Genomic DNA, 19,520 nt, shown 5'->3' with positions numbered 1-19,520 from the left:
AAGGGGGCGGGCCCAGCCGGCCAGCCCCCCGTGGGCGCGCCTGTCCTCAGCGCGGCAGAGTCAGCACGACGTAGAAGTTGCCCTGAGCACGGTGCAGGAGTACCGGGATGGGCTGTCCCGCCGGCAGGCTCGCCACGATCTTCTGCAGGTCCGCCACCGAAGTCACCGGCTGCTGGGCCACCTGCAGGATCACGTCGCCCGGGCGCACACCCGCCTGTCCCGCGGGCCCCTGCCCGACTCCCAGGACCAGCACCCCGCTGTTCACTTCCAGCTGCTGCCGGGCCGAGGCGGACAGCGGACCCACCTGGATGTTCAGACGCTTGATGTCGCCCTTCTGGCTTGGGCTCGCTGGCTCCTGACCCTCATCCTTGGCACTCATGTCCGAGGGTAGGCTTTCGATGGTGATGGGCAGGGTCATGGCCTTGCCGTCGCGGATGATTCCCACCTTGGCCTTGAAGCCTGCCGGCAGGGCACCCACCAGAGGCGGCAGCTGTGCCGAGTTGTATACCGGCTGACCGTCGAAGGAGACAATGACGTCTCCGGGCTTGATGCCGGCCTTGGCCGCGGGGCCGTTGGGCACCACCTGCGACACCAGGGCGCCCATGGGCTCCTTCATGTGGAAGGACTTGGCCAGATCCATGCTGACATCCTGGATCATCACCCCAAGCCAGCCGAAATGGACTTTCTGTCCCAACTTCAGCTGCTTGACCGCATCCATGGCGACGTTGATGGGGATGGAGAAGGACAGCCCCATGTAGCCGCCGCTATTGGTGTAGATCTGATCATTGATACCCACCACCTGGCCGCGCATGTTGAAAAGCGGGCCACCGGAGTTGCCCGGATTGATGGGCACATCCGTCTGGATGAAGGGAATATAGGGATCGTCGGGAAGGGGACGGGAGGTCGCACTGACCACACCCTGGGTGACGCTGTTCTCAAACCCGAAGGGCGCTCCCACGGCCAGCACCCACTGCCCCACCTCGAGCTTGCCGGAGTCGCCGATCTGTACCGTGGGCAGATTCTTGGCGTCAATCTTCAGCAAGGCTACGTCGATGCGCGTCGACAGGCCCACCAGCTTGGCCTCGTACTGCTGGTGGTTGGTCAGGCTGACGATGATCTTCTGCGCCCCCTTGACCACGTGTGCGGCGGTGACGATGTAGCCATCGGGGCTGACGATGAAGCCGGAGCCCAAGGACTGTACCTGATACTTGTCCTCGGAACCGCCCGGGCCACCCGGCCCCTGAGGCCCGAAGAAGGGCGCAAAGAACTGATTCAGCGGTGAGTTGGGCGGAAAGGGCGATGCCGGATTACGGGCCGTTTTGGTTTCCGTCGTGCTGATATTCACCACCGCCGGCCCGTATTGCCGCACGATGGGAGTGAAATCCGGGAGATTGACCAGTGCCGGCGCATTGGCAGCGTCGGCGTAGACTGGCGACAGGGGTCCAAAACCCAGACCCAGAGCCACAGCCAATACAATCGCGGGGCTCTTCAGGCCCGTAAAACGCTCTCTCCGCACAAAGCCTCCCTAAAAGCTCGTCGATGATCTATGGGTGTAGAGCCGCCTGCCCTCTCAGGCGGCCACGGCGATGGAGCATTGCATTACCGACTGCCCATCTACTGGTGATTACTCTAAAGCACCGAGACAAAAAAGGCTATCAGGGGCGACCCGCGTTCGCCCAAAGATTGGGGTTGACGATTCCGGCTCCGCGCTCATAGCTGGTGGGAAGAAGCCCTCCCCCGAACGGCGCCGCGTCGCTGCTGGCGTAGCTGGGAGCATTGCCCGGATAGGCGCGACCACCCGGCACCCAGATCCGGCGGATATCGCGCTGAATGAGCAGGTCGGCGCGACTGTCGGGCTGCACCCTTGCCACGAAACGGACGGGCCGCAGGGCAAAGACCGCTCTGCCACTGCCGTCCATGGCTTTCGTCTGCTGGGCACTCGCCACCGCCGTCGGCGAGTTGACCATCGGGCTACCCACGCCACGCTCTCGACCGGGCAAGAAGCTCAGGACCGATACCGACAAGACCACTACCGCCGCCACCGCCGATACCTTCAACCAGGGACCGTTGGCCGCACTGCGCCGATGCTCGGCGACCTGCGATGCCTCGACTTCCTGAGCTATGGCCGCACGCACCCGTGCGGCGAAATCGGCAGGCGCCGGCCGCTGGCCGGAACGTCCCTGCTGGAGGAGAAAACTCACCCAGTGCTGCCGCTCCCAGGCCTCGGCCAGCGCTCCCTCGCGTTCCAGCCGCTGCGCCATGCGCTCCGCTTCCAGACCGCGCAATTCCCCTGCCATGAACGCCATCAAGGCTTTCTGCGACTCATCGTTCATGATCACTCTGCTCCAACAAGGGCGCCAGCACCTTGGCAATGGCCTCACGCGCCCGAAAAATCCGCGACCGCACCGTACCTACCGGACACTCCATCACCTGCGCTATCTCGTCGTAGCTGAGTCCCTCGAACTCGCGCAGGGTCACCGCAATCCGCAGATCCTCGGGCAGAGCCGTCAGTGCTGCGTCGATGTGCTGGGCAATCTCCTTGCTGAGCAGGAGACCTTCCGGGGTGTCGTATTCCCTTAGTCCATCGGCACTGGCAAATTGTTCCGCATCCTCGGTCTCCACATCGGCGATGGCTACCTGCCGACCCTGGGCGACCAGATGGTTCTTGGCGGTATTGACCGCAATGCGGTAGAGCCAGGTATAAAAGGCGCTGTCGCCACGAAAGTTCTTGAGGGCCCGGTAGGCCTTGACGAAGGCCTCCTGGGCCACATCCTCGGCTTCCTCCGGGTTGCGAACGAAACGGCCGACGAGGGCAAGCACCCGGTGCTGGTATTTGCGCACCAAAAGGTCGAAGGCCGCTTTTTCCCCCTTCTGGACGCGCCGTACAAGGACGAGGTCGCTCTGCGCACCGGCATCCTGTCCCACCGATTCGCCGCGTCCTGTCTTTTCTGTCATTCGGCCTATCCTTCTGCACTGCACACGTCCGCGCTGGCCGACCCGGTGGCAAATCCTGCGGCCTTCTTCACCTGTTTATGTCTCGCATCGTATCATGAGGGGCACGCCATCGCGCAATCGCCCCCGCGGCCGAGGATCCCATGCCTTCTTTCGATTTTCTCATCATCGGCGCTGGTGCTGCCGGACTGCGCACTGCACTGGGGCTGGCAGCGCTGGGCCGGGTTGCCGTCCTCAGCAAAGGCGAGGCAACGGAATCTGCCAGCGATTGGGCCCAGGGTGGCATCGCGGCGGTGACCGACTTTACCCGGGACAGCATCGCCGCCCACCTTGCCGACACCCTTGCCGCCGGTGGTGGTCTGTGCCACAGGGAGCGGGTCGAGGCCATCGTCGCGGCGGGGCCCGCGGTGGTGGAAGAACTGGCGCACTGGGGGGTGCCCTTCGATCGTGATGCCAATGGCTGGCAGCTCACCCGCGAGGGCGGCCACAGTGCGCGGCGGGTACTGCACGTTGCCGACCACACCGGCGCCGCCATCACCCGCACCCTGCTCGCGCAGACTCGGCGCCTGGCCACCGTGGAGATTCTCACCCACACCACGGCCCTCGATCTCATCCAAGACGGCGAGCGCTGTCTTGGCGCCTGGGTTCTGGATGCACAAGGCAGGCTCCAGGCCTTCACCGCCCGCGCCGTGATCCTCGCCAGCGGCGGCGCCGGCCAGGTCTATCGGTACAGCAGCAGTCCCAAGGGAGCCAACGGCGACGGCTTGGCCATGGCCTGGCGTGCGGGAGCCGAGCTGGCCAACCTCGAATTCGTCCAGTTTCACCCCACCACCCTCTATGACCCCGGCCAGCCAGCCTTCCTGCTGTCGGAGGCCCTGCGCGGTGAGGGTGCCAAACTCCGACTACCCAGCGGCGAGGCCTTTCTGGAGGGTTATGATGCCCGTGCCGAACTGGCGCCGCGGGACGTGGTGGCGCGGGCCATGGCCTTCGAGATGCGCCAACGCGGCATCGATCACCTGTACCTGGATATCCACGAGCAGGACTGCGCCCGCATCCGTCGCCATTTCCCGAGCATCTACGCCCATTGCCAGGAGCGCGGCTACGATCTCTGCCGGGAAGCAGTGCCGGTGGTTCCGGCGGCCCACTACACCTGCGGCGGGATCGTCACCAAGCCCTCGGGCGAGACCACCCTGCCCGGACTCTACGCCGTCGGCGAAGCGGCTTGGACGGGCCTGCACGGCGCCAACCGCCTGGCCAGCAACTCCCTGCTGGAGTGCCTCGTCACTGCCCGCGCCGTCGCCACCCATCTCAGTGGCATGGCGAGCATGCCCTCAGCCCCTGCCGCGGCGCCGTCCCGACCCGATATCCTGCCCCCCATCCCCAGCGAGATCGCCCGGGAGCGCGCGCACGCGCTGCAGGGGCTCATGTGGGATCGGGTGGGCATCCTGCGCCGGCACGAGGCACTGCAGCAGGCCGTGGATCAACTCACGCAGTGGGGAGAAGACGGGGCGCTTGCCGCGGCTGGTGTCAGCATGGATGCCACCCACACGGCCTTGCGCAATCGCCTGCAGTGCGCCTGGCTCATGGCGCGCGGGGCCCTGGCGCGGCGTGAGTCCCGCGGCTGCCACTACGATGCCGATTATCCCGATGCGCTGCAGCCCCCGTCTGACCTCATTCAGCGTTGGGGACAGGGGCAGCCAGAGCGTCGTCCCATCGTCGACGCAGGTAAAGACGCCAGCGTCGCCAGGATTCCGACGTCGGCGACATCGGGGACAGCACGGTAAGCCGCGTCCCGTCCTCCTGCCGCAGAGGCAACAGAAGCAGCCGCGGCGTCAGGATCATGCCAGGCTGCATTTCGACCGCACAAGAGCGGCCGTCGGCGCGGTGCAACTGCAGGCCGCCCTCCGAGTCCATGGACAAGCCGCAGGGCAGATTCTCCCTCTGGGCCCGACGCCAGGGGCAGAGCAGCGCGCTCGCCACGGCCACCAGAGCCACACAGAGCAGCCCCCAGCGCCAATCGTGGACCAAGGTCAGGAGCGCGGCCACGGCAACCAGCCCGCAGGGCAGCGCGTGCAAGGCGAGCTGCCGATGCCGCGGTCCCAGCTCCAACCATCCGAGACTTGGGTCCACGGTCCGGGCAGCGCTATCATCCCGCTGTACCTTCATCCCCAAGGAGCACCTCCATGTCCCATTCGTCCTTTTTGGCACCGCTTTCCGAGGAACTGGGCATCATTCACTGCCATGGTGCCGATGCGGAAAAGTTCCTGCAAGGGCAATTTTCCAACGATTTGACCGCCCTGCCCAGTCCCGGCGGGCAATGGAGTAGCTACAGCACCGCCAAGGGACGGATGATCGCCAACTTCTATATACTGCGCGCCGCCGATGGCTTCTGGCTCCTGCTGTCCCGGGATCTGACGGATACCGTAGCCGAGCGGCTGCGTAAGTTCCGCCTGATGGCCAAGGTGGATATCGAAGATGCTACCGCCAGCCATGCGCTCCTCGGCCTGTGGGGGAGCGGTGCGATGGAGATACTGCGCGATCTCGGCGGTGCGGACGCTCTGGATGCGCCACATGCCGTGAGCGTGCACCAAGAAGCGAAGATGGTACGCCTGCCCTGGCCGGAGCCCTCCTTTCTGATCCTTGTCGAAGCAGACGCCTCGCCACTCTGGCGCGAGCAGTTGCAGGCGCGCGGTGCCGAGCTGGTGGCGGGCGGGCGCTGGGTCCTGGACAGCATCCGCGCCGGCATCGCCTTCATCAACGCCGCTACCACAGAGAAGGTGATCCCCCAGGAGCTCAATCTCGAGGTGCTGGGCGGCATCAGCTTCACCAAAGGCTGCTATCCCGGACAGGAAATCGTGGCGCGTTCCCACTATCTGGGGCGTCTCAAGAATCAGTGCTACCGCCTGCGCGCCCACACGTCCCTGGAGCCGGGCCGTGAGATCTTCAGCACCGCCATGGGCGAACAGAGCATCGGCCTCGTGATTCAGGCGGCCGCGGCCGAGGATGGCAGCTTCGAGGCTCTGGCCGTGGTCCGCGCCGAGGATGCCGAGCACAGCACCCTTGGTTTGGAGCCCCAGGGACAGACTCCCCTGGAAAAACTCGATCTGCCCTACACGCTGCCCCTGCAGCAGGCAGCGGAGCCTCGCTGATGTGGGGCCTGGTGGTGGGCGTGGTGAGCTACTTTCCTGCAGCCTGGTATGGCCATCGCTTCCTCGAAGATCAAGGCATGGAAGCCGGCTTCACCCGCAAACTCAGCGTCTTCCTCTTTGCCAGCGTCGTCTCCACGGCTCTGGGCTATGGGGTATCCCTGATCACCACGAGCCCCGCGCACCGGCGCGAGGAGGCTGGGCTCCAGCATCAGGCCCTGCAGATCCTGGGCAGCGCCGCCCGCTGCGCCCAGGACCCCACCCTGCCACAATGCGCCCAGAATCGGGCCGAGGCCCAGGAGCTCTTGGGCAAGATCCTCGGAGGGGACTCCACTAAGTCGCGCTGAGCTCCGGCAGGCTCCGGAAACTGGCGAAGTGGCGCAGGCGACCATCGGGTCGCGCGATGAGTTCGGCATAGGTTCCGGATTCCACCACCTGACCACCGTCCAGGATCAGGATCTGATCCATGTCCTCCAGGCCCAGGAGCCGGTGGGTGATGTAGACGACGCTGCGGCCCTTCATCAAAGCTTTCAGGGCCACGAGGAAGTGCGCCTCAGTGATGGCATCCAGTCCTTCCGTGGGCTCATCCAGCAGGAGAATGGGGCTGTCCTTGAGAAAGGCGCGAGCGATGGCCATCCGCCGCGCCTGACCACCGGACAGATTGATCCCGCCCTCACCGACGATGTTGTCGAGCCCTTGAGGAAGACTGCGCACGAATTCGTCCAGCTGTGCGGCCGCCAGGGCGGCCCAGAGCGCCTCCTCGTCGGCGTCGCCCTTGGCCAGCAGGAGATTGTCGCGGATGGTGCTGTGAAAAAGGTAACTGCGCTGGGACACGACGGCAAAATATCGGCGCAGGTCATCGGCGGGAAAGTCGCGCAGCTCACACCCTCCCAGACGGGCGGAACCGGCCTGATAGTCGTAGAAGCGCAGGAGGAGGTTGACGATACTGCTCTTGCCGGCGCCGGTGGCCCCGAGAATGGCAGTGCGGCTGCCCTCGGGCACGGACAGGGTCAAGCCGCTCAGGGCATCCGAGCGGGCGCCTGGGTAGCGCAGGTGGACGTCCACCATCGCGAGGTCCAGCCCCTTGGGCTGTGGCGCCGGGCCCGCCGCATCGGCGAAGGGCGCGGGCAGATCGGCCACGGCGAAGATGCGTCGCGCCGCTGCCCGCGTCTGCCCCAGAAACTGGAAGGCCAAGGGCAGGGCCGCGATAGCCTCGAAGGCGGCCATGGTGCCCAGCGCGAACATGGGCAGTTCGGCGCGGCCAATGCCGTGGCGCACCAGGGGAATCCCCAGGAGCAGGATCACCCACAGGGCCAGATTGCCCATGAAGCTCATGCCCGCGCTGCCGATACCGGCCACCCCCGCCAGACGCCCCTGTCTGGCGATGAGCTGGGCATTCTTCTCGGCCAGTTCCCGCTGTAGCCGAGGCCCGGCATTGGCCACCAGCAGTTCGCCCATGCCCTGCAGGGTATCGACGATCTGGACGCGCATCTCGGCCTGAATCTGGGTCATCTCGGCCCCGGCCCGTGCCCCTAGACGCTCGCTCAGCAAAGGTAGAGCGAGGCCGGAAATCACGAGGAAGAGCAGGAGCACAAGCCCCAACTGCCAGGCATAGAGCGCAAAGAAGCCCGCCATGACCAGAGTCGCCAGACCGGCCACGAGGAAAGGGGTGAAAACGCGCAGATAGAAATTGTTGAGGGTATCGATGTCGGCCACGAGCCGCGCCAGCAGGTCACCGGAGCGCAGGCCCTGCAGCCCCGCCGGCGCCAGGGGCTCGAGCCGGGCATAGAACCAGGTCCGCAACTGCGCCAACAGGCGAAAGGTCGCTTCGTGGGTAACGATGCGCTCCAACCAGCGCGACAGGACACGGATGGTGGCGAAGCCTCGTACCCCTGCCGCCGGCAGAAAAAAATTGTAGAGATTGAGGGTGGCGTAACCGCCGAGGCCAGCCAGAGCAGCACTGGCCAGGAACCATCCGGACAAAGTCATGAGACCAAAGTTGGAGAGCATGGTCAGCAGGGCGAGGAGCGCGCCTCCCAGCATCCACCAGCGATAAGGCGCAAACAGCTTGAGCAGACGCCAGAGATCTCTCATTGCCCCCCCCGATAAGCGGCCACCAGCCGCGCATAGGCACCGCCCGCGGCGAGCAACTCGCGATGCGTACCTGTTTCTGCCACCCGACCAGCATCCACGACCAGGATTCGATCGGCCCGCTCGGCCGTCGCCAGGCGATGGGCAATGACTACCGCCGTGCGCCCACGCACCAGGCGCTGCAAGGCATCCAGCACCAAGGATTCACTGTCCATGTCGAGGTTGGCGGTGGCCTCATCCAGGATGAGCAGCCGCGGATCCTTCAAAAAGGCACGGGCCAGCGCCAGACGCTGGATCTGTCCGCCCGAAAGCCCCTGACCCAGATCACCGATCTGCGTCTCCAGACCTTCGGGAAGGGCCTGGATGAAATCCCAGGCGTGTGCGGCCAGTGCCGCCTCCCGCAACTCCTCGAGGCTGGCTTCGGGTCGGACCAGACGCAGGTTATCGCCGATACTCCCGTGAAAAAGGCGAGGGTTCTGCGGAATCCAGGCGAGCTGCTGCCACCAGACTTCGCGCGGGATCTCGGCCAGCACCTGGGCGCCGTGGCCGTTTTCATCCTCCACCAGAATGCGCCCCTGCTGTGGAACGATAAAACCGAGGATGGCGGCGGCCAAGGTGCTCTTGCCCGCGCCGCTGGCACCGACCACGGCGGTGAAGCTCCCCGCCGGAAGATGGGCAGACATGCCCTGCAAGGCGACACTGCCATCGGGATAGGAAAACTGCAGATCCTCCAGACGCAGGCCGATGGGTCCGCCAAGGCGCGGTAGCTCCATAGAGGGCGCAGGTAACTCGGGCCGTGGCGCATCGAGGATCTCGAAAATACGCTTGGCGGCGGCAATGGCGCTCATCCGGGCGTGGTAGTGGGTAGACAGTCCACGCAAGGGATTGAAGAATTCCGGCGCCAGCAGGAGGACAAAAAATGCCGCCAGGAAAGTCACGGAGGCGTGCACCTGCAGCAGGCGAGCGCCCAGAGAGACCGCCACCAGGGCAATGGACAGGCTGGCAAAGAATTCCAGCACCGCCGAGGTCAAAAAGGCCACGCGCAGACCCGCCATGGTGGTCTGCCGGTAATCGTCGGAGATACGAGCGACGATCTCGATCTCGTCCTTGGCTCGACCGAAGATCTTCAGCGTGGTCAGACCTTGAATCACATCCAGGAAATGGGCGCTCATCAACAGGAGTTTGCGCCACTGGCGCTGGTTGATGGCTTCCGCCCGATACCCCACCAGCACCATGAAAAAGGGCACCAGAGGTCCGGCGATGAGCAGGATCAGACCGCTGATCCAATCCACGGGGAAGACGAAGACCAAGATGGCCAGAGGCACCAGGCTGACCAAGGCCATCTGCGGGAGATATCGGGAAAAATAGGGCTCGAGGGCTTCCACCCCTTCGATGATGGTGCTGCTGATGTCGCCACTGCTCTCACTGCTCAGCGCCACCGGCCCGCGGGCCAGCAGGGCCGAAAGCATCTGCGCCCGCAGATCCGTCTTGATCCGCGCACTGGCGTGAAAGGCAACCACCTCACCGGCCCAGGACAGGGCCGCACGTAGCACAAACAAGGCCAGCAGGCCCCACAACCACGGCATCACCGCGCCGAGATCGGCGTTCTCGAAGGACACCGCATTGATCACGCGCGCCAGGATGTCTGCCTGGAGAATGATGAGCAGCCCTGCCGCCAGACCCAGGCCGATGGCGAAGTAGAGCACCCCTCGCGCAGCGCGGCCCTCGCGCATCAAGCGTTGATCCAGCCGTTCTGCTTTCGCCATGCGGGCTCCTATCTCTGACAGTCCATCACCATACTACAATATGTCGCCAAAGACTGCCGCACTAAGCGAGGAACAAGGTCAGCACGCCGGTGTACCCATAGATACGATCTCGGGAAATCTCGCCGTTGGCAAAAAAGCCGACCAGCGGCACCGGTCCGAGGCTCGCGGCAATCTGCCGCAGCTCGGCCGAGTCTGGCCCGAACAGGCTCTCGCCACGCCCCAGACAGGAAAAATACAGTGCTCCCCGGATCTCGCGTCCGGCCCGCAGCGCATCGATGTCCGTCAGCATGCGGGCCAGATCGTTCCGCGCCGTCTCCGCGTCCCGTTTGCAGAACATCAGCTCCTGACCGGGTTCCACGAGTTCGCCGATGGCGACGAGGCCATGTTCCTGATCCACTCCCACGAGGTTTCGCACCAGGTAGTCGCCGCGATCGTCGCCGCTGACGGGCAAGGCTGCAAAAATGAAACCGGCGGCACGGCGAATGTCGCGAGCGAGGATCTCACCCACCTCGGCGTAGAGCACCTCCAGGGCGGGGTGGCGATCCAGGGTGGCGATGATATTGCGCTGCGCCTCCTGCACCCGATGGACGGGACCGATGGGACTGCAGCCTTGGGTCAGGCGGGTGACCACGGCCACCCGCTCCGAGAGCACCACACCGCTCAACCCACCGTGGACGATATCGCCGGCGATCTGCGCTCCCTCGGCGCGACTGCTGCTGACGCCGCCCACCAAAAAACCGCTGCTGGTCCGACTGGCGAGATCGGCAACCTGAGCGCTGAGATCACCGCTGTGCGGATCGCCATGGACCACCGCAAAAAAGGGCGCGCTGCCGTTGGCCAGCTTCCAACCCTCGGTGCCATAGGGCGCCATCCCGTGGAAGACCTGAAAATCCTCGCGCGGAAGGTCCGTGAGCATGAGGGCCAAAGCCTTCTCATCGAGATACTCCGTGCTGGTCGCACAGATACCGATACCGATACTACCTACCCAGGCAACCCCGGGAAAACGCTGCTGGAGCGCCGAGAGGATAGCCGGCAGATCCGCCTCGAAGCCATCGGTGACGTAGAGGAAACCCAGAGTCGCCGGAAAGTCTTCCGGAATCGTCGCGAGGGCTTTCGTCAGCGTCGAGGACCAGTCCTCTCCCGCCGCATGCCCATAGGGAAAGCTGTCGTGCTTCATCGAGTTCCTTAGCCCTGCGGGCCTTCCGTTTGTCCGCCATCGTGGCAGTGCAAGGCATGGTACAAAGTGCCGACCCCGCTGTCACCCCGACAGCGATGGGGCAGATGTACTGGGCATGGGGCGCTGCCACCGGACCTGCACCCTCCCATGCGTGCGGGGCCGGTTACCGAGCACCGCCATGGACGACGGATAGCGCAGCAAGCTCAGAAGAATCTGGGCAAAAGGCGACCGGGTGGTAGCGCTGGGAGGCAGAGGCCGGGGGATGTGGTCAGCCACGGCGGTACCACAGCAGCTTGGCAGGAGCTGCGGTCACGGCGATACTATCTGGGGTGCGTCTTGTATCGGCAAGGGCGCGGGAGTTGCCGTAAAAACCCAGACTCCCGTAGCGTGCGGCGGAGCCCGAAGGGCGGTGTGTCGGGCTCCGCGGTTGGGGAGCCTTGTGGCCAGAACATCGGAAAACTCCGGGGTATCGTCCATGCATCTGGCAACGGAAAATCCACGCTGTGAACTGCGCACCTGGCAACCTTCGGATCGCTATTCCCTCTGCGCCCAGGCCAACAACCCCAGAATCTGGCGGTGGCTTGCCGAGGACTTTCCCAAACCCTACACCCTGGCTGCTGCCGATGCCTGGATCGCCCACGCGCAGGATAGTGAAAGCGCGCTGCAACTGGCCGTCGTTTTTGGCGGCGCAGCCATCGGCAATATCGGCGTGCGCGCCACCGGGGACGCTCCACGCGGCCACATCGGCTACTGGATCGGTGAGGCCTTCTGGGGACTCGGCCTTGCCACCGCAGCGGGCCGCGCCTTCGTGGAGCACCTGCGTGCAGAAGCGCGCTTCGACTGCCTGGAGACGCTGGTCTACGCCGGCAATACGGCTTCCGAGCGTGTGCTGGATAAGCTGGGTTTCATCGCCGAAGGCCCCTGCCCCCAGGTCCTGTACAAAGACGGGCGACGCCTGGAAGCCAGACGTTTCAGCCGCAGTTTGCGGGTGCCAGCAGCACGGTAAGTCCAGCGGACGGGATCCTAGGACGTCTGCCGCGGCGCGTGCTCCCGGGTAGCCATGAAGCGGATGTCGGGCCAGCGCTCCATGGTCAGCTCCAGGTTCACCCGGCTTGGTGCCAGGAAGGCCAGGCGTTCGCCGGCATCCAGGGCCAGATGCGCTTCCAGTTTGGCGGTGAACTCGCTGAGGCGCTTGGGATCATCCCCGTAGACCCAGCGAGCCGTGTGGATGGGTGCCGACTCGAAGACCGCCTCCACCCCATATTCCGTACGCAGGCGCTCTGCCACCACGTCGAACTGCAGGATACCCACGGCGCCCAGCACCAGATCGCCGCCGCCCAGGGGACGGAAAACCTGGGTCGCCCCCTCCTCGGCCAGCTGCTGCAGGCCCTTCTGCAACTGCTTGGCGCGCAAGGGATTGCGCAGGCGCACCCTACGGAAAAGCTCTGGGGCAAAATAGGGAATGCCCGTGAACTGCAGCGGTTCTCCCACGGAAAAACTGTCACCGATCTGGATACTGCCGTGATTGTGCAGGCCGATGATGTCGCCGGCGTAGGCTTCCTCCACCACTTCCCGCTCCTGTGCCAGAAAGGTGATGGGATTGTGCACCTGGATATCCCGCCCCAGGCGCAGGTGACGGATGCGCATGCCGCGCTGGAAGTGGCCGGAACAGATACGCAGAAAGGCGACCCGATCGCGGTGCTGCGGATCCATGTTGGCCTGGATCTTGAACACGAAACCGCTGAAGTTGGGCTCCAGGGCATCCACCACGCGCTCGTGGGCCGGGCGGGGACGTGGACCGGGAGCCCAGTCGATGAGCGCGGCCAAGAGTTCCTGCACGCCAAAATTGTTGATGGCGGAACCAAAAAAGACCGGCGTCTGCTTGCCCGCCAGAAAGGCCTCCAGATCAAAAGGGTTGGCGGCCGCCCGCAGCAGCTCCACCTGCTCCCGCAATTCCGCCATCTCGTCCGGGAAACGCCGATCCAGCTCGGGATTGTCGAGGCCCGCTATGCGTTCCAGATCCTGCGCCTTGGTTTCTTCCCCCGCCGTGAAGACCAGGACCTCGTCACGCAGCAGGTGATAGACCCCGCGAAAACGCTTGCCCATACCGATGGGCCAGGTCACCGGCGCGCACTCGATACGGAGCACCGACTCCACCTCGTCCATGAGCTCCGTAGGATCGCGGCTTTCCCGATCGAACTTGTTCATGAAGGTGATGATAGGGGTGTCGCGCAGACGACAGACTTCCAACAGCTTGATGGTCTGCGCCTCGACGCCGTTGCCACCGTCGATGACCATGAGCGCCGAATCTACCGCCGTCAGTACGCGATAGGTATCCTCGGAGAAATCCTGGTGACCGGGTGTATCGAGAAGATTGATGACGTGGTCATCGTACTCGAACTGCATCACCGAACTGGCGACGGAAATACCGCGGCTCTTCTCGATGGCCATCCAGTCGCTGGTGGCATGGCGGCTGCTCTTGCGCGCCTTGACGGTGCCGGCAAGACGAATGGCACCACCAAAAAGCAGAAGCTTTTCTGTCAGCGTGGTCTTGCCGGCGTCGGGGTGGGAGATGATGGCGAAGGTCCGGCGTCGACCGACCTCCGCCGCCAGATCTCCCCGGGGAGACGCCAGTGTCTCCTGGACTTCCTGTTCCATGAACGCGTACACCCTCACATCTCAGATCCCCGCCTCGATGGACACAGGCGCGGGATAACACAGCGGATGCGTGAGCATACCGCAAAGACCCGCGACATTCACCGCGGCAGTGCGCCCGGGCTGCTACGCTCGCTGCCGAGACCTGCAGCGGGCTCCCCCTCCTCGACGGTGGTTTGCAGCGCATCCAGGGCCAGGGAAAGTACGAGAGCGTCCTCCCGTCCCTCGGGGTTACGGTAGTAGTTCAGGCGCACGCCGATTTCGTGAAAACCCAAGGAGCGGTAGAGATTCTGTGCCGGCAGATTGGAAACGCGCACCTCCAGAAAGGCGCGCTCCGCCCCCAATTGGCGGGCCCGACACAGGAGGTGGCGCAGCATGCAGCGACCGTAGCCGCGCCGACGCGCACCGGGATCGACACCCAGATTGAGGATGTGCGCCTCCGCCGCACCGGTGGACAGAATACCGAAAGCCAACAGATGCGCTTCCCCGTCCAGCCCCACCCAGGCGTCGTAGCCTGCCATGAGGCAGTCGCGAAAGATGCCCCGCGTCCACGGCCCTGGCGAAATCGCCGCTTCCAGCGCCGCGACGGCATCGAGATCCTCTGCTTCCATGGGCCGCAGACGCATGGCTAGCGACCGCCCAGCTCGGCCTGCGACGGACGAATGTAGTGCGGCTCCAGTTCCCAGGGGGCAAGACCACCGTCTCCCTGCTCAGCGCGCCCGCGTGCCAGGCTCAGGACCTCCCGAGCCTGGGGATAGCGGTCGGCGTCCACCGCCACCAGATGAGGACCTTGCCAGACATCCCCATAGACTTGCCAGCCACTGCCCATGCCGCGCCAGGTGTGGCCTGCGGGCTGCGACGGCGGCCAGTGCAGAGCCTCGGGCGGGCAGACCCGCTCGGCGCCCTGCAGTTGCGGCCAGCCGGTGTCGTCGCGCAGGAAAACCCCGGCATACACCTCGCCTTTGCGGGCATCGAAGGCAGCCAGCACCCCGCGATCGAGAGAGGCTGCCGCCAGGGCCTGCAGGCTGGATACGGCATAGACGGGCAGGTCCAAGGCCTGGGCCAGCGCCTGAGCGGTACTCACCCCGATGCGCACCGCCGTGAAGCCGCCGGGCCCCACACCGCAGGCAATGGCATCGAGCGCGCCGGCCCCTATCCCTGCCTCCGCCAGCACGGCGTCGATCATGGGCAGCAGCAGATCGCTGTGGCGGTGAGCGGCGAGGGTTCCCCGCGAGTAGACCGCATCGCCCACCGCCACCGCTACCGAACAGTATTCCGTTGCCGTCTCCAGGGCCAACCAGTTCATTGCCCGTCTCCGTTGTGCCAGAATTCCCGCACCGCCGCGATGTCCTGCACCAGCGGCAGCGGCGGCAGGCTGCGCAGGAAGATCCGACCGTAGCCCTTGCTCAGCAGGCGCGGATCGCAGATGGTCAACACCCCCCGATCGCTCTCGGAGCGGATGAGGCGACCGACACCCTGGCGCAGGGCGATGACCGCCTGAGGCAGTTGCAGATCGCGGAAGGGGTCGCCACCCATGGCTGCACAATGGCGGTGGCGCGCCCGCAGGACGGGGTCACTGGGATTGGCAAAGGGCAGCTTGTCGATGATGACACAAGACAGCGTTTCCCCCTGCACGTCCACTCCCTCCCAAAAACTGGCAGCTCCCAGAAGCACCGCATTGCCGGCCCGCCGAAAAGCATCCAACAGACGCGCCCGTGGCATGCTTCCCTGTACCAGTATGGGAAAGGCCAGACGGCGGGGCAACTGTGCCGCCGCCTCCTGCAGGGCGCGATGGCTGGTAAAGAGAAAGAAGCAGCGGCCACCGCTGGCCTCGATAACGGGAATGGCGGCCTCGATACAGGCCGCCGTAAACTGCGGGCTGGCCGGTTCCGGCATCTGCGGGGGCAGGTAGAGCAGAGCCTGGCGGGCATAGTCGAACGGTGAGTCGGCCACGAAATGCTGCGGGCCAGGCTCCACCTCCGCCAGACCCAGACGCGCTTCCACGGCCCGAAAATCCTCTCCTACCCGCAGCGTGGCGCTGACCAGAATGGTGGTCGCGCTGCGCTCGAAAAGCTCCGCGCGCAGGAGCGGGCCGAGCTCGATGGGGCTGGCGTGCAGCAGGAGACCGCGACCTCGGCGCTCCAGCCAGCGCACGGCCGCCGGCTCCTGCGCCGAATCCAGAAAAAACGCCAGCATTGCCGCCAGGTGCTGACCGCGCCCGGCACACTGCTCCAGCTCTTTGCTCACCTCACGCAAGGGCCGCAGCGTGGCGTCCAGCCGCGCGACCTCGGCAGCCACCCCCTGCAGACCGGCAACGAGCTCCTGTGGCACACCCGAAGGCCACTCCCAGCGACTCTCGCCGCCGTGTACCCGCTGCCCCAGAGCCAGCCAAGCCTCGATGCTCTGCTCCAAAAGCGTGACCACGCCGAGCTCGGCGTCGTCCCGGGCAGCCGCGAACAGCGCCTGCCGACTATCGCGACTCCACTCCAGCAACTGATGACTGCTGAGGTGCTGGCCAAAGTACTGCCCTGCCAGATCCGCCAGCTGATGTGCCTCGTCGATGATGATGGCGTCGACGCGCGGCAGGAGGTCGCCACGGGAATCCACGCGCAGAGCCAGATCTGCCAGCAAGAGGTGATGGTTCACCACCACCACGTCGGCCTCCTGAGCACGCTTGCGGGCGGCCACCACTGGGCAGTGGCCATACTCCGGACAATCGCTGCCGAGGCAGTTGTCGCGGGTAGATGTCACCAGCGGCCAGACGGGGGAGGATTCCGGCAGGGCGCCCAGTTCGGCGATATCCCCCTCACCGGTGCGGCTGGCCCAATCGGCGACGATCAGCAGATCCCGGGCAAGGCGCGGCGCCGCCCCCTCCGCCAGGGCGCGCTGCAGGCGAAAGGGACAGAGATAATTGCTGCGGCCTTTGAGGCGCACCACGCGGCGCTGGCTGGACCAAGCCTTGGCCAGTACGGGGATGTCCTTGTCGAGTATCTGATCCTGCAGGGCCCGGCTGCCAGTAGAAATCAGTACCTTGCGCTCGCACAGAAGGGCCGGGAGCAGATAGGCGAAACTCTTGCCCGTGCCGGTACCCGCCTCGACGAGACCGACACCGCCACTCTGGAGCCAGCCGGCCACCCGTTCCGCCATGTCCTGCTGCTGCCGACGTACGCGAAAATGTGGCAGGATACGGGCCAGAGGACTATCCGTACCCAGCGCGGCGTGCCACGCTCCCTCCTGCCTCAACGCCTTTCCATCCCTTTTCCCTCTGGCCTGCGCCACGCTATTTTGTCACAAAATGGAGAAAAGACCGCCTCATGTACAAACGCCCTGCCCACATACAGTTTCTGAGCCCTCAGAATCCAGAGCTCTGCCGCCTGGCCCTTGAGCTCTGCGCGCAACGGGGCGCGGGCTGGATCGTCGCGGCCGGCGCCGAGGCCCCACCGCAGTGGCCCGATCTCATCGTCTGGCTCGACACCCCGCCCGAGCCGATCCGAGCCAAAGCATCGCCCCAGGCCCTGGTGCGCCAGTGGTCGCTGGTGGAGCCACTGCAAGACAGCCTGGCCGAACGCATCGAGGGTCTTCTGGGCGGACTGCGACTTCTGGCGCGACTGGACAACAGCGGCAGCCCGGGCGGCGCCCCTAAGGACTCGAAGGACGAAAACGGACCAGTAGCCCCGCCCCCTCTGCCCCATTCGGGACAGGAATAGAGATCGCCCTGCGCCGAGGTCGCCACAGCGGGGCGGCGCAAATGTTGCTACAGTAAGGTACGCACTTGAACATCGGTAGCGACAAGGCTTTTCCGCAAAACAAGGAGGACACTGCATGTCTGTGCAGACTCAGGAGTCGTCGCTTGCACTGACCGCTCCGCGACCTTTCCGTTGGCGCTGGCCGGAATTCGCCTGGCTGGCATTCCTGACCTGCGGCGCCCTAGCCGTCTGGGGCATCTTCCGCGCGCAATTCTGGCTCTGGCAATACATCATTCTCGCGCTGTGGTACCTGGGGCTGTTGTGGTTCGGGCTCAAATGGCCGCACTTTCGTAGCCTTACCCTAACGGTTCTTGCCATCTCAGGCATGGGCGTCGGACTCTATGGTGCCGGTCTGAACGCCCACAATAGCCTGCTGATGCGTTATTTTTTCCAGAGCAACGCCATGTTCGTGTGGATGAGCGCGGCCATTGCCCTGAGCGCCGCCGGGTATTACGGCTATCTCTTCCGCGGTGTCCAATGGGCGGGCGACTGGGGACAGCGTTTCGCGTGGATGGCATCGACCCTGGGCTTTGCCGGCCTTGCCATCCGCTGGCGCGAAACCTATCTGGGCCACCCCAGCTGGGGCCACATTCCCGTCAGCAATATCTACGACGTCATGGTACTTTTCTGTGCCATGACCATCCTTTTCTATCTCTACCATGAAGAGGATACCGACAGCCGAGGGCTCGGCGCCTTCGTTCTGCCCCTGGTCCTGGTGGCCGACGTCTTCCTGCTTTGGGTGGGTGCGGCCTATCACCTGGATCGCATCCAGCCCCTCATCCCCGCCCTGCAGAGCTTCTGGATGAAGATCCACGTTCCTTCCATGTTCGTGGCCTATGCGAATTTCTACATTTCCGCCATGGCGGCTCTGGCCTGGCTGCTCAAGGAGAAGGGCGAAGCCCGGGACAGCGTACTTGCCCGACGCTTGCCCAGCCTGAACCTCCTGGAACGCACCTTTACCGGAACCATCAGCTTCGGCTTTCTGTTCTTCACGGTCGGCACGATTCTCGGGGCCGTATGGGCGGCACGTGCCTGGGGCGGCTTCTGGTCCTGGGACCCGAAGGAGACCTGGGCGCTCATCGTCTGGCTCAACTACGCCGGATTCCTGCACGCGCGCAGCCAGAAGAACTGGCATGGCCGCCCCATGGCCTGGTGGGCCTTCACCAGCCTCATCGTCGTGACCTTCTGCTTCATCGGTGTCGACCTCTTCCTTGGCGGGCTGCACTCCTACGGCAAGCTCTAGGATCTCGGGCGCCACAAAAGATCAGGCCGCGACGCCTTGGTAAGCATCGCGGCCTTTTCTGTCACGCCGATGCGGCAAGCCGCGCCGGTCTCCGCGCTCAGCTGGGGTGGGCCGATCCCGGTATCCGCCGAGCGCCATCGAAGCGAGCCGCCCAATAGGGATTGTCGAGACTCGCCACCTGCACCCCGGAACTGGGCGTCTGCGCGCTGACGAAGCGTCCGTGCCCAATATAGATCCCCACGTGGGAATAGGCCCGATGCATGGTATTGAAGAAAACCAGATCGCCGGGCTTCAGGTCGCTGCGAGGAATGCGCGGCAGGACCGCTGCCTGAGCGTAGGAGGTCCGAGGCACCTCGATGTCGAACTTGGCCAGGACGTACTTGACGAAACCGCTGCAATCGAAGCCAGATGCTGGGCTCATCCCGCCCCAGCGATACGGGGCGCCGATGAATTTCAACGCCGAGCGCACCAGTGACCGCGGCGACAGCCAGCTGCCGTCGCCGTCCGAGGAACCACCAGCGTCCGCCGCCTCGGCGATGTCTGCCGCGAGATTGGCCACGCCCTGACGCCCAACGGCGGCATCACCGCTGGCTTCCAGCGCCGTCAAGGGGTGCCGCGCCCAGTGGTAGGCCTGGCTGGCCAGCATCTCCAGCGCCAGGCCCAACTGCGACGCCGGCGCCCCAGTAGTACCCTGGGAAGGATCCGCGCTCCGGGCGGCCTGCGCCACCGCCGGAATGGCGGCAG

Annotated in this window: 18 protein-coding genes; 6 read left to right on the top strand and 12 right to left on the bottom strand. The window is 65.1% G+C overall.

All coding sequences use genetic code 11. From position 1 onward, the window contains the following. Positions 1-46: 46 nt before the first annotated feature. The 3 genes from Q0C23_RS08660 to rpoE all read right to left on the bottom strand — a co-directional run bounded on the left by Q0C23_RS08660 (position 47) and on the right by rpoE (position 2,955). The gene (locus tag Q0C23_RS08660) at positions 47-1,516 is read right to left on the bottom strand and encodes a DegQ family serine endoprotease (protein ID WP_291511973.1); all 1,470 of its coding nucleotides are present in this window, start codon (positions 1,514-1,516) and stop codon (positions 47-49) included. A 139-nt stretch (positions 1,517-1,655) separates the two neighbouring features. Continuing rightward, positions 1,656-2,333, bottom strand: coding sequence for a sigma-E factor negative regulatory protein (locus Q0C23_RS08655; RefSeq protein ID WP_291511972.1), 678 nt, complete (start codon positions 2,331-2,333; stop codon positions 1,656-1,658). Continuing rightward, positions 2,323-2,955, bottom strand: a complete 633-nt coding sequence (gene rpoE, locus Q0C23_RS08650) for an RNA polymerase sigma factor RpoE (RefSeq protein WP_291511971.1) — start codon at positions 2,953-2,955, stop codon at positions 2,323-2,325. The genes Q0C23_RS08655 and rpoE overlap by 11 nt, the downstream gene beginning before the upstream one ends. A gap of 140 nt (positions 2,956-3,095) precedes the next feature. Here rpoE and nadB point away from each other — a divergent pair, with 140 nt between their 5' ends. Further along, positions 3,096-4,736 (top strand): L-aspartate oxidase, encoded by a 1,641-nt coding sequence (nadB, locus tag Q0C23_RS08645; protein WP_291511970.1) that lies wholly within the window; start codon positions 3,096-3,098, stop codon positions 4,734-4,736. Here the strand turns inward: nadB and Q0C23_RS09865 are convergent. Then, positions 4,624-5,118 (bottom strand): protein YgfX, encoded by a 495-nt coding sequence (locus tag Q0C23_RS09865; RefSeq protein ID WP_367273190.1) that lies wholly within the window; start codon positions 5,116-5,118, stop codon positions 4,624-4,626. The two genes, nadB and Q0C23_RS09865, sit on opposite strands and share 113 nt — an antisense overlap. Before the next feature lie 17 nt (positions 5,119-5,135). Here Q0C23_RS09865 and Q0C23_RS08640 point away from each other — a divergent pair, with 17 nt between their 5' ends. Both Q0C23_RS08640 and Q0C23_RS08635 read left to right on the top strand, forming a co-directional pair. Further along, positions 5,136-6,101, top strand: a complete 966-nt coding sequence (locus tag Q0C23_RS08640) for a folate-binding protein (protein ID WP_291511969.1) — start codon at positions 5,136-5,138, stop codon at positions 6,099-6,101. After that, positions 6,101-6,445 (top strand): hypothetical protein, encoded by a 345-nt coding sequence (locus Q0C23_RS08635; RefSeq protein ID WP_291511968.1) that lies wholly within the window; start codon positions 6,101-6,103, stop codon positions 6,443-6,445. Before Q0C23_RS08640 ends, Q0C23_RS08635 begins: the two co-directional genes overlap by 1 nt. On the opposite strand, the gene cydC is transcribed toward Q0C23_RS08635, so the two are convergent. The 3 genes from cydC to Q0C23_RS08620 all read right to left on the bottom strand — a co-directional run bounded on the left by cydC (position 6,432) and on the right by Q0C23_RS08620 (position 11,132). Then, positions 6,432-8,192 (bottom strand): thiol reductant ABC exporter subunit CydC, encoded by a 1,761-nt coding sequence (gene cydC / locus Q0C23_RS08630; RefSeq protein WP_291511967.1) that lies wholly within the window; start codon positions 8,190-8,192, stop codon positions 6,432-6,434. The genes Q0C23_RS08635 and cydC overlap by 14 nt on opposite strands. Continuing rightward, positions 8,189-9,955, bottom strand: a complete 1,767-nt coding sequence (gene cydD, locus Q0C23_RS08625) for a thiol reductant ABC exporter subunit CydD (protein WP_291511966.1) — start codon at positions 9,953-9,955, stop codon at positions 8,189-8,191. The genes cydC and cydD overlap by 4 nt, the downstream gene beginning before the upstream one ends. Positions 9,956-10,016: 61 nt before the next feature. Next, a complete protein-coding gene (locus Q0C23_RS08620) occupies positions 10,017-11,132 on the bottom strand; it encodes an FIST N-terminal domain-containing protein (protein ID WP_291511965.1) in 1,116 nt (371 codons plus the stop codon). Positions 11,133-11,571: 439 nt separating this feature from the next. Between Q0C23_RS08620 and Q0C23_RS08615 the strand changes: the two genes are divergently transcribed. Then, complete coding sequence (locus Q0C23_RS08615) at positions 11,572-12,138, top strand: GNAT family N-acetyltransferase (protein ID WP_291511964.1); 567 nt, start codon at positions 11,572-11,574, stop codon at positions 12,136-12,138. 17 nt (positions 12,139-12,155) lie between these two features. Here Q0C23_RS08615 and Q0C23_RS08610 read toward each other — a convergent pair whose 3' ends face one another. The 4 genes from Q0C23_RS08610 to Q0C23_RS08595 all read right to left on the bottom strand — a co-directional run bounded on the left by Q0C23_RS08610 (position 12,156) and on the right by Q0C23_RS08595 (position 17,030). Continuing rightward, positions 12,156-13,790 (bottom strand): peptide chain release factor 3, encoded by a 1,635-nt coding sequence (locus tag Q0C23_RS08610; protein WP_291511963.1) that lies wholly within the window; start codon positions 13,788-13,790, stop codon positions 12,156-12,158. A gap of 98 nt (positions 13,791-13,888) precedes the next feature. Further along, complete coding sequence (gene rimI, locus Q0C23_RS08605) at positions 13,889-14,413, bottom strand: ribosomal protein S18-alanine N-acetyltransferase (protein ID WP_291511962.1); 525 nt, start codon at positions 14,411-14,413, stop codon at positions 13,889-13,891. A 2-nt stretch (positions 14,414-14,415) separates the two neighbouring features. Then, the gene (gene tsaB, locus Q0C23_RS08600) at positions 14,416-15,093 is read right to left on the bottom strand and encodes a tRNA (adenosine(37)-N6)-threonylcarbamoyltransferase complex dimerization subunit type 1 TsaB (RefSeq protein WP_291511961.1); all 678 of its coding nucleotides are present in this window, start codon (positions 15,091-15,093) and stop codon (positions 14,416-14,418) included. Further along, positions 15,090-17,030, bottom strand: coding sequence for an ATP-dependent DNA helicase (locus Q0C23_RS08595; protein ID WP_291511960.1), 1,941 nt, complete (start codon positions 17,028-17,030; stop codon positions 15,090-15,092). Before Q0C23_RS08595 ends, tsaB begins: the two co-directional genes overlap by 4 nt. A gap of 71 nt (positions 17,031-17,101) precedes the next feature. Here Q0C23_RS08595 and Q0C23_RS08590 point away from each other — a divergent pair, with 71 nt between their 5' ends. Together Q0C23_RS08590 and ccsB are read left to right on the top strand one after the other, a co-directional pair. Beyond that, entirely contained in the window at positions 17,102-17,494 is a 393-nt protein-coding gene (locus Q0C23_RS08590) for a hypothetical protein (protein ID WP_291511959.1), read from the top strand. Between the two features lie 115 nt (positions 17,495-17,609). Then, positions 17,610-18,776: a c-type cytochrome biogenesis protein CcsB gene (gene ccsB / locus Q0C23_RS08585; protein ID WP_291511958.1), complete on the top strand. Its 1,167-nt coding sequence runs from the start codon at positions 17,610-17,612 to the stop codon at positions 18,774-18,776. 97 nt (positions 18,777-18,873) lie between these two features. Here the strand turns inward: ccsB and Q0C23_RS08580 are convergent. Next, on the bottom strand, positions 18,874-19,520 hold a 647-nt coding region (locus tag Q0C23_RS08580; RefSeq protein ID WP_291511957.1), incomplete at its 5' end, for a C40 family peptidase.

It is taken from the genome of Acidithiobacillus sp., from assembly GCF_023256195.1.
Taxonomy (GTDB): Bacteria; Pseudomonadota; Gammaproteobacteria; order Acidithiobacillales; family Acidithiobacillaceae; genus Acidithiobacillus_A.
The sequence above is the reverse complement of the archived record's forward strand: the minus strand, read 5'-3'. Positions and strand labels throughout refer to the sequence as shown.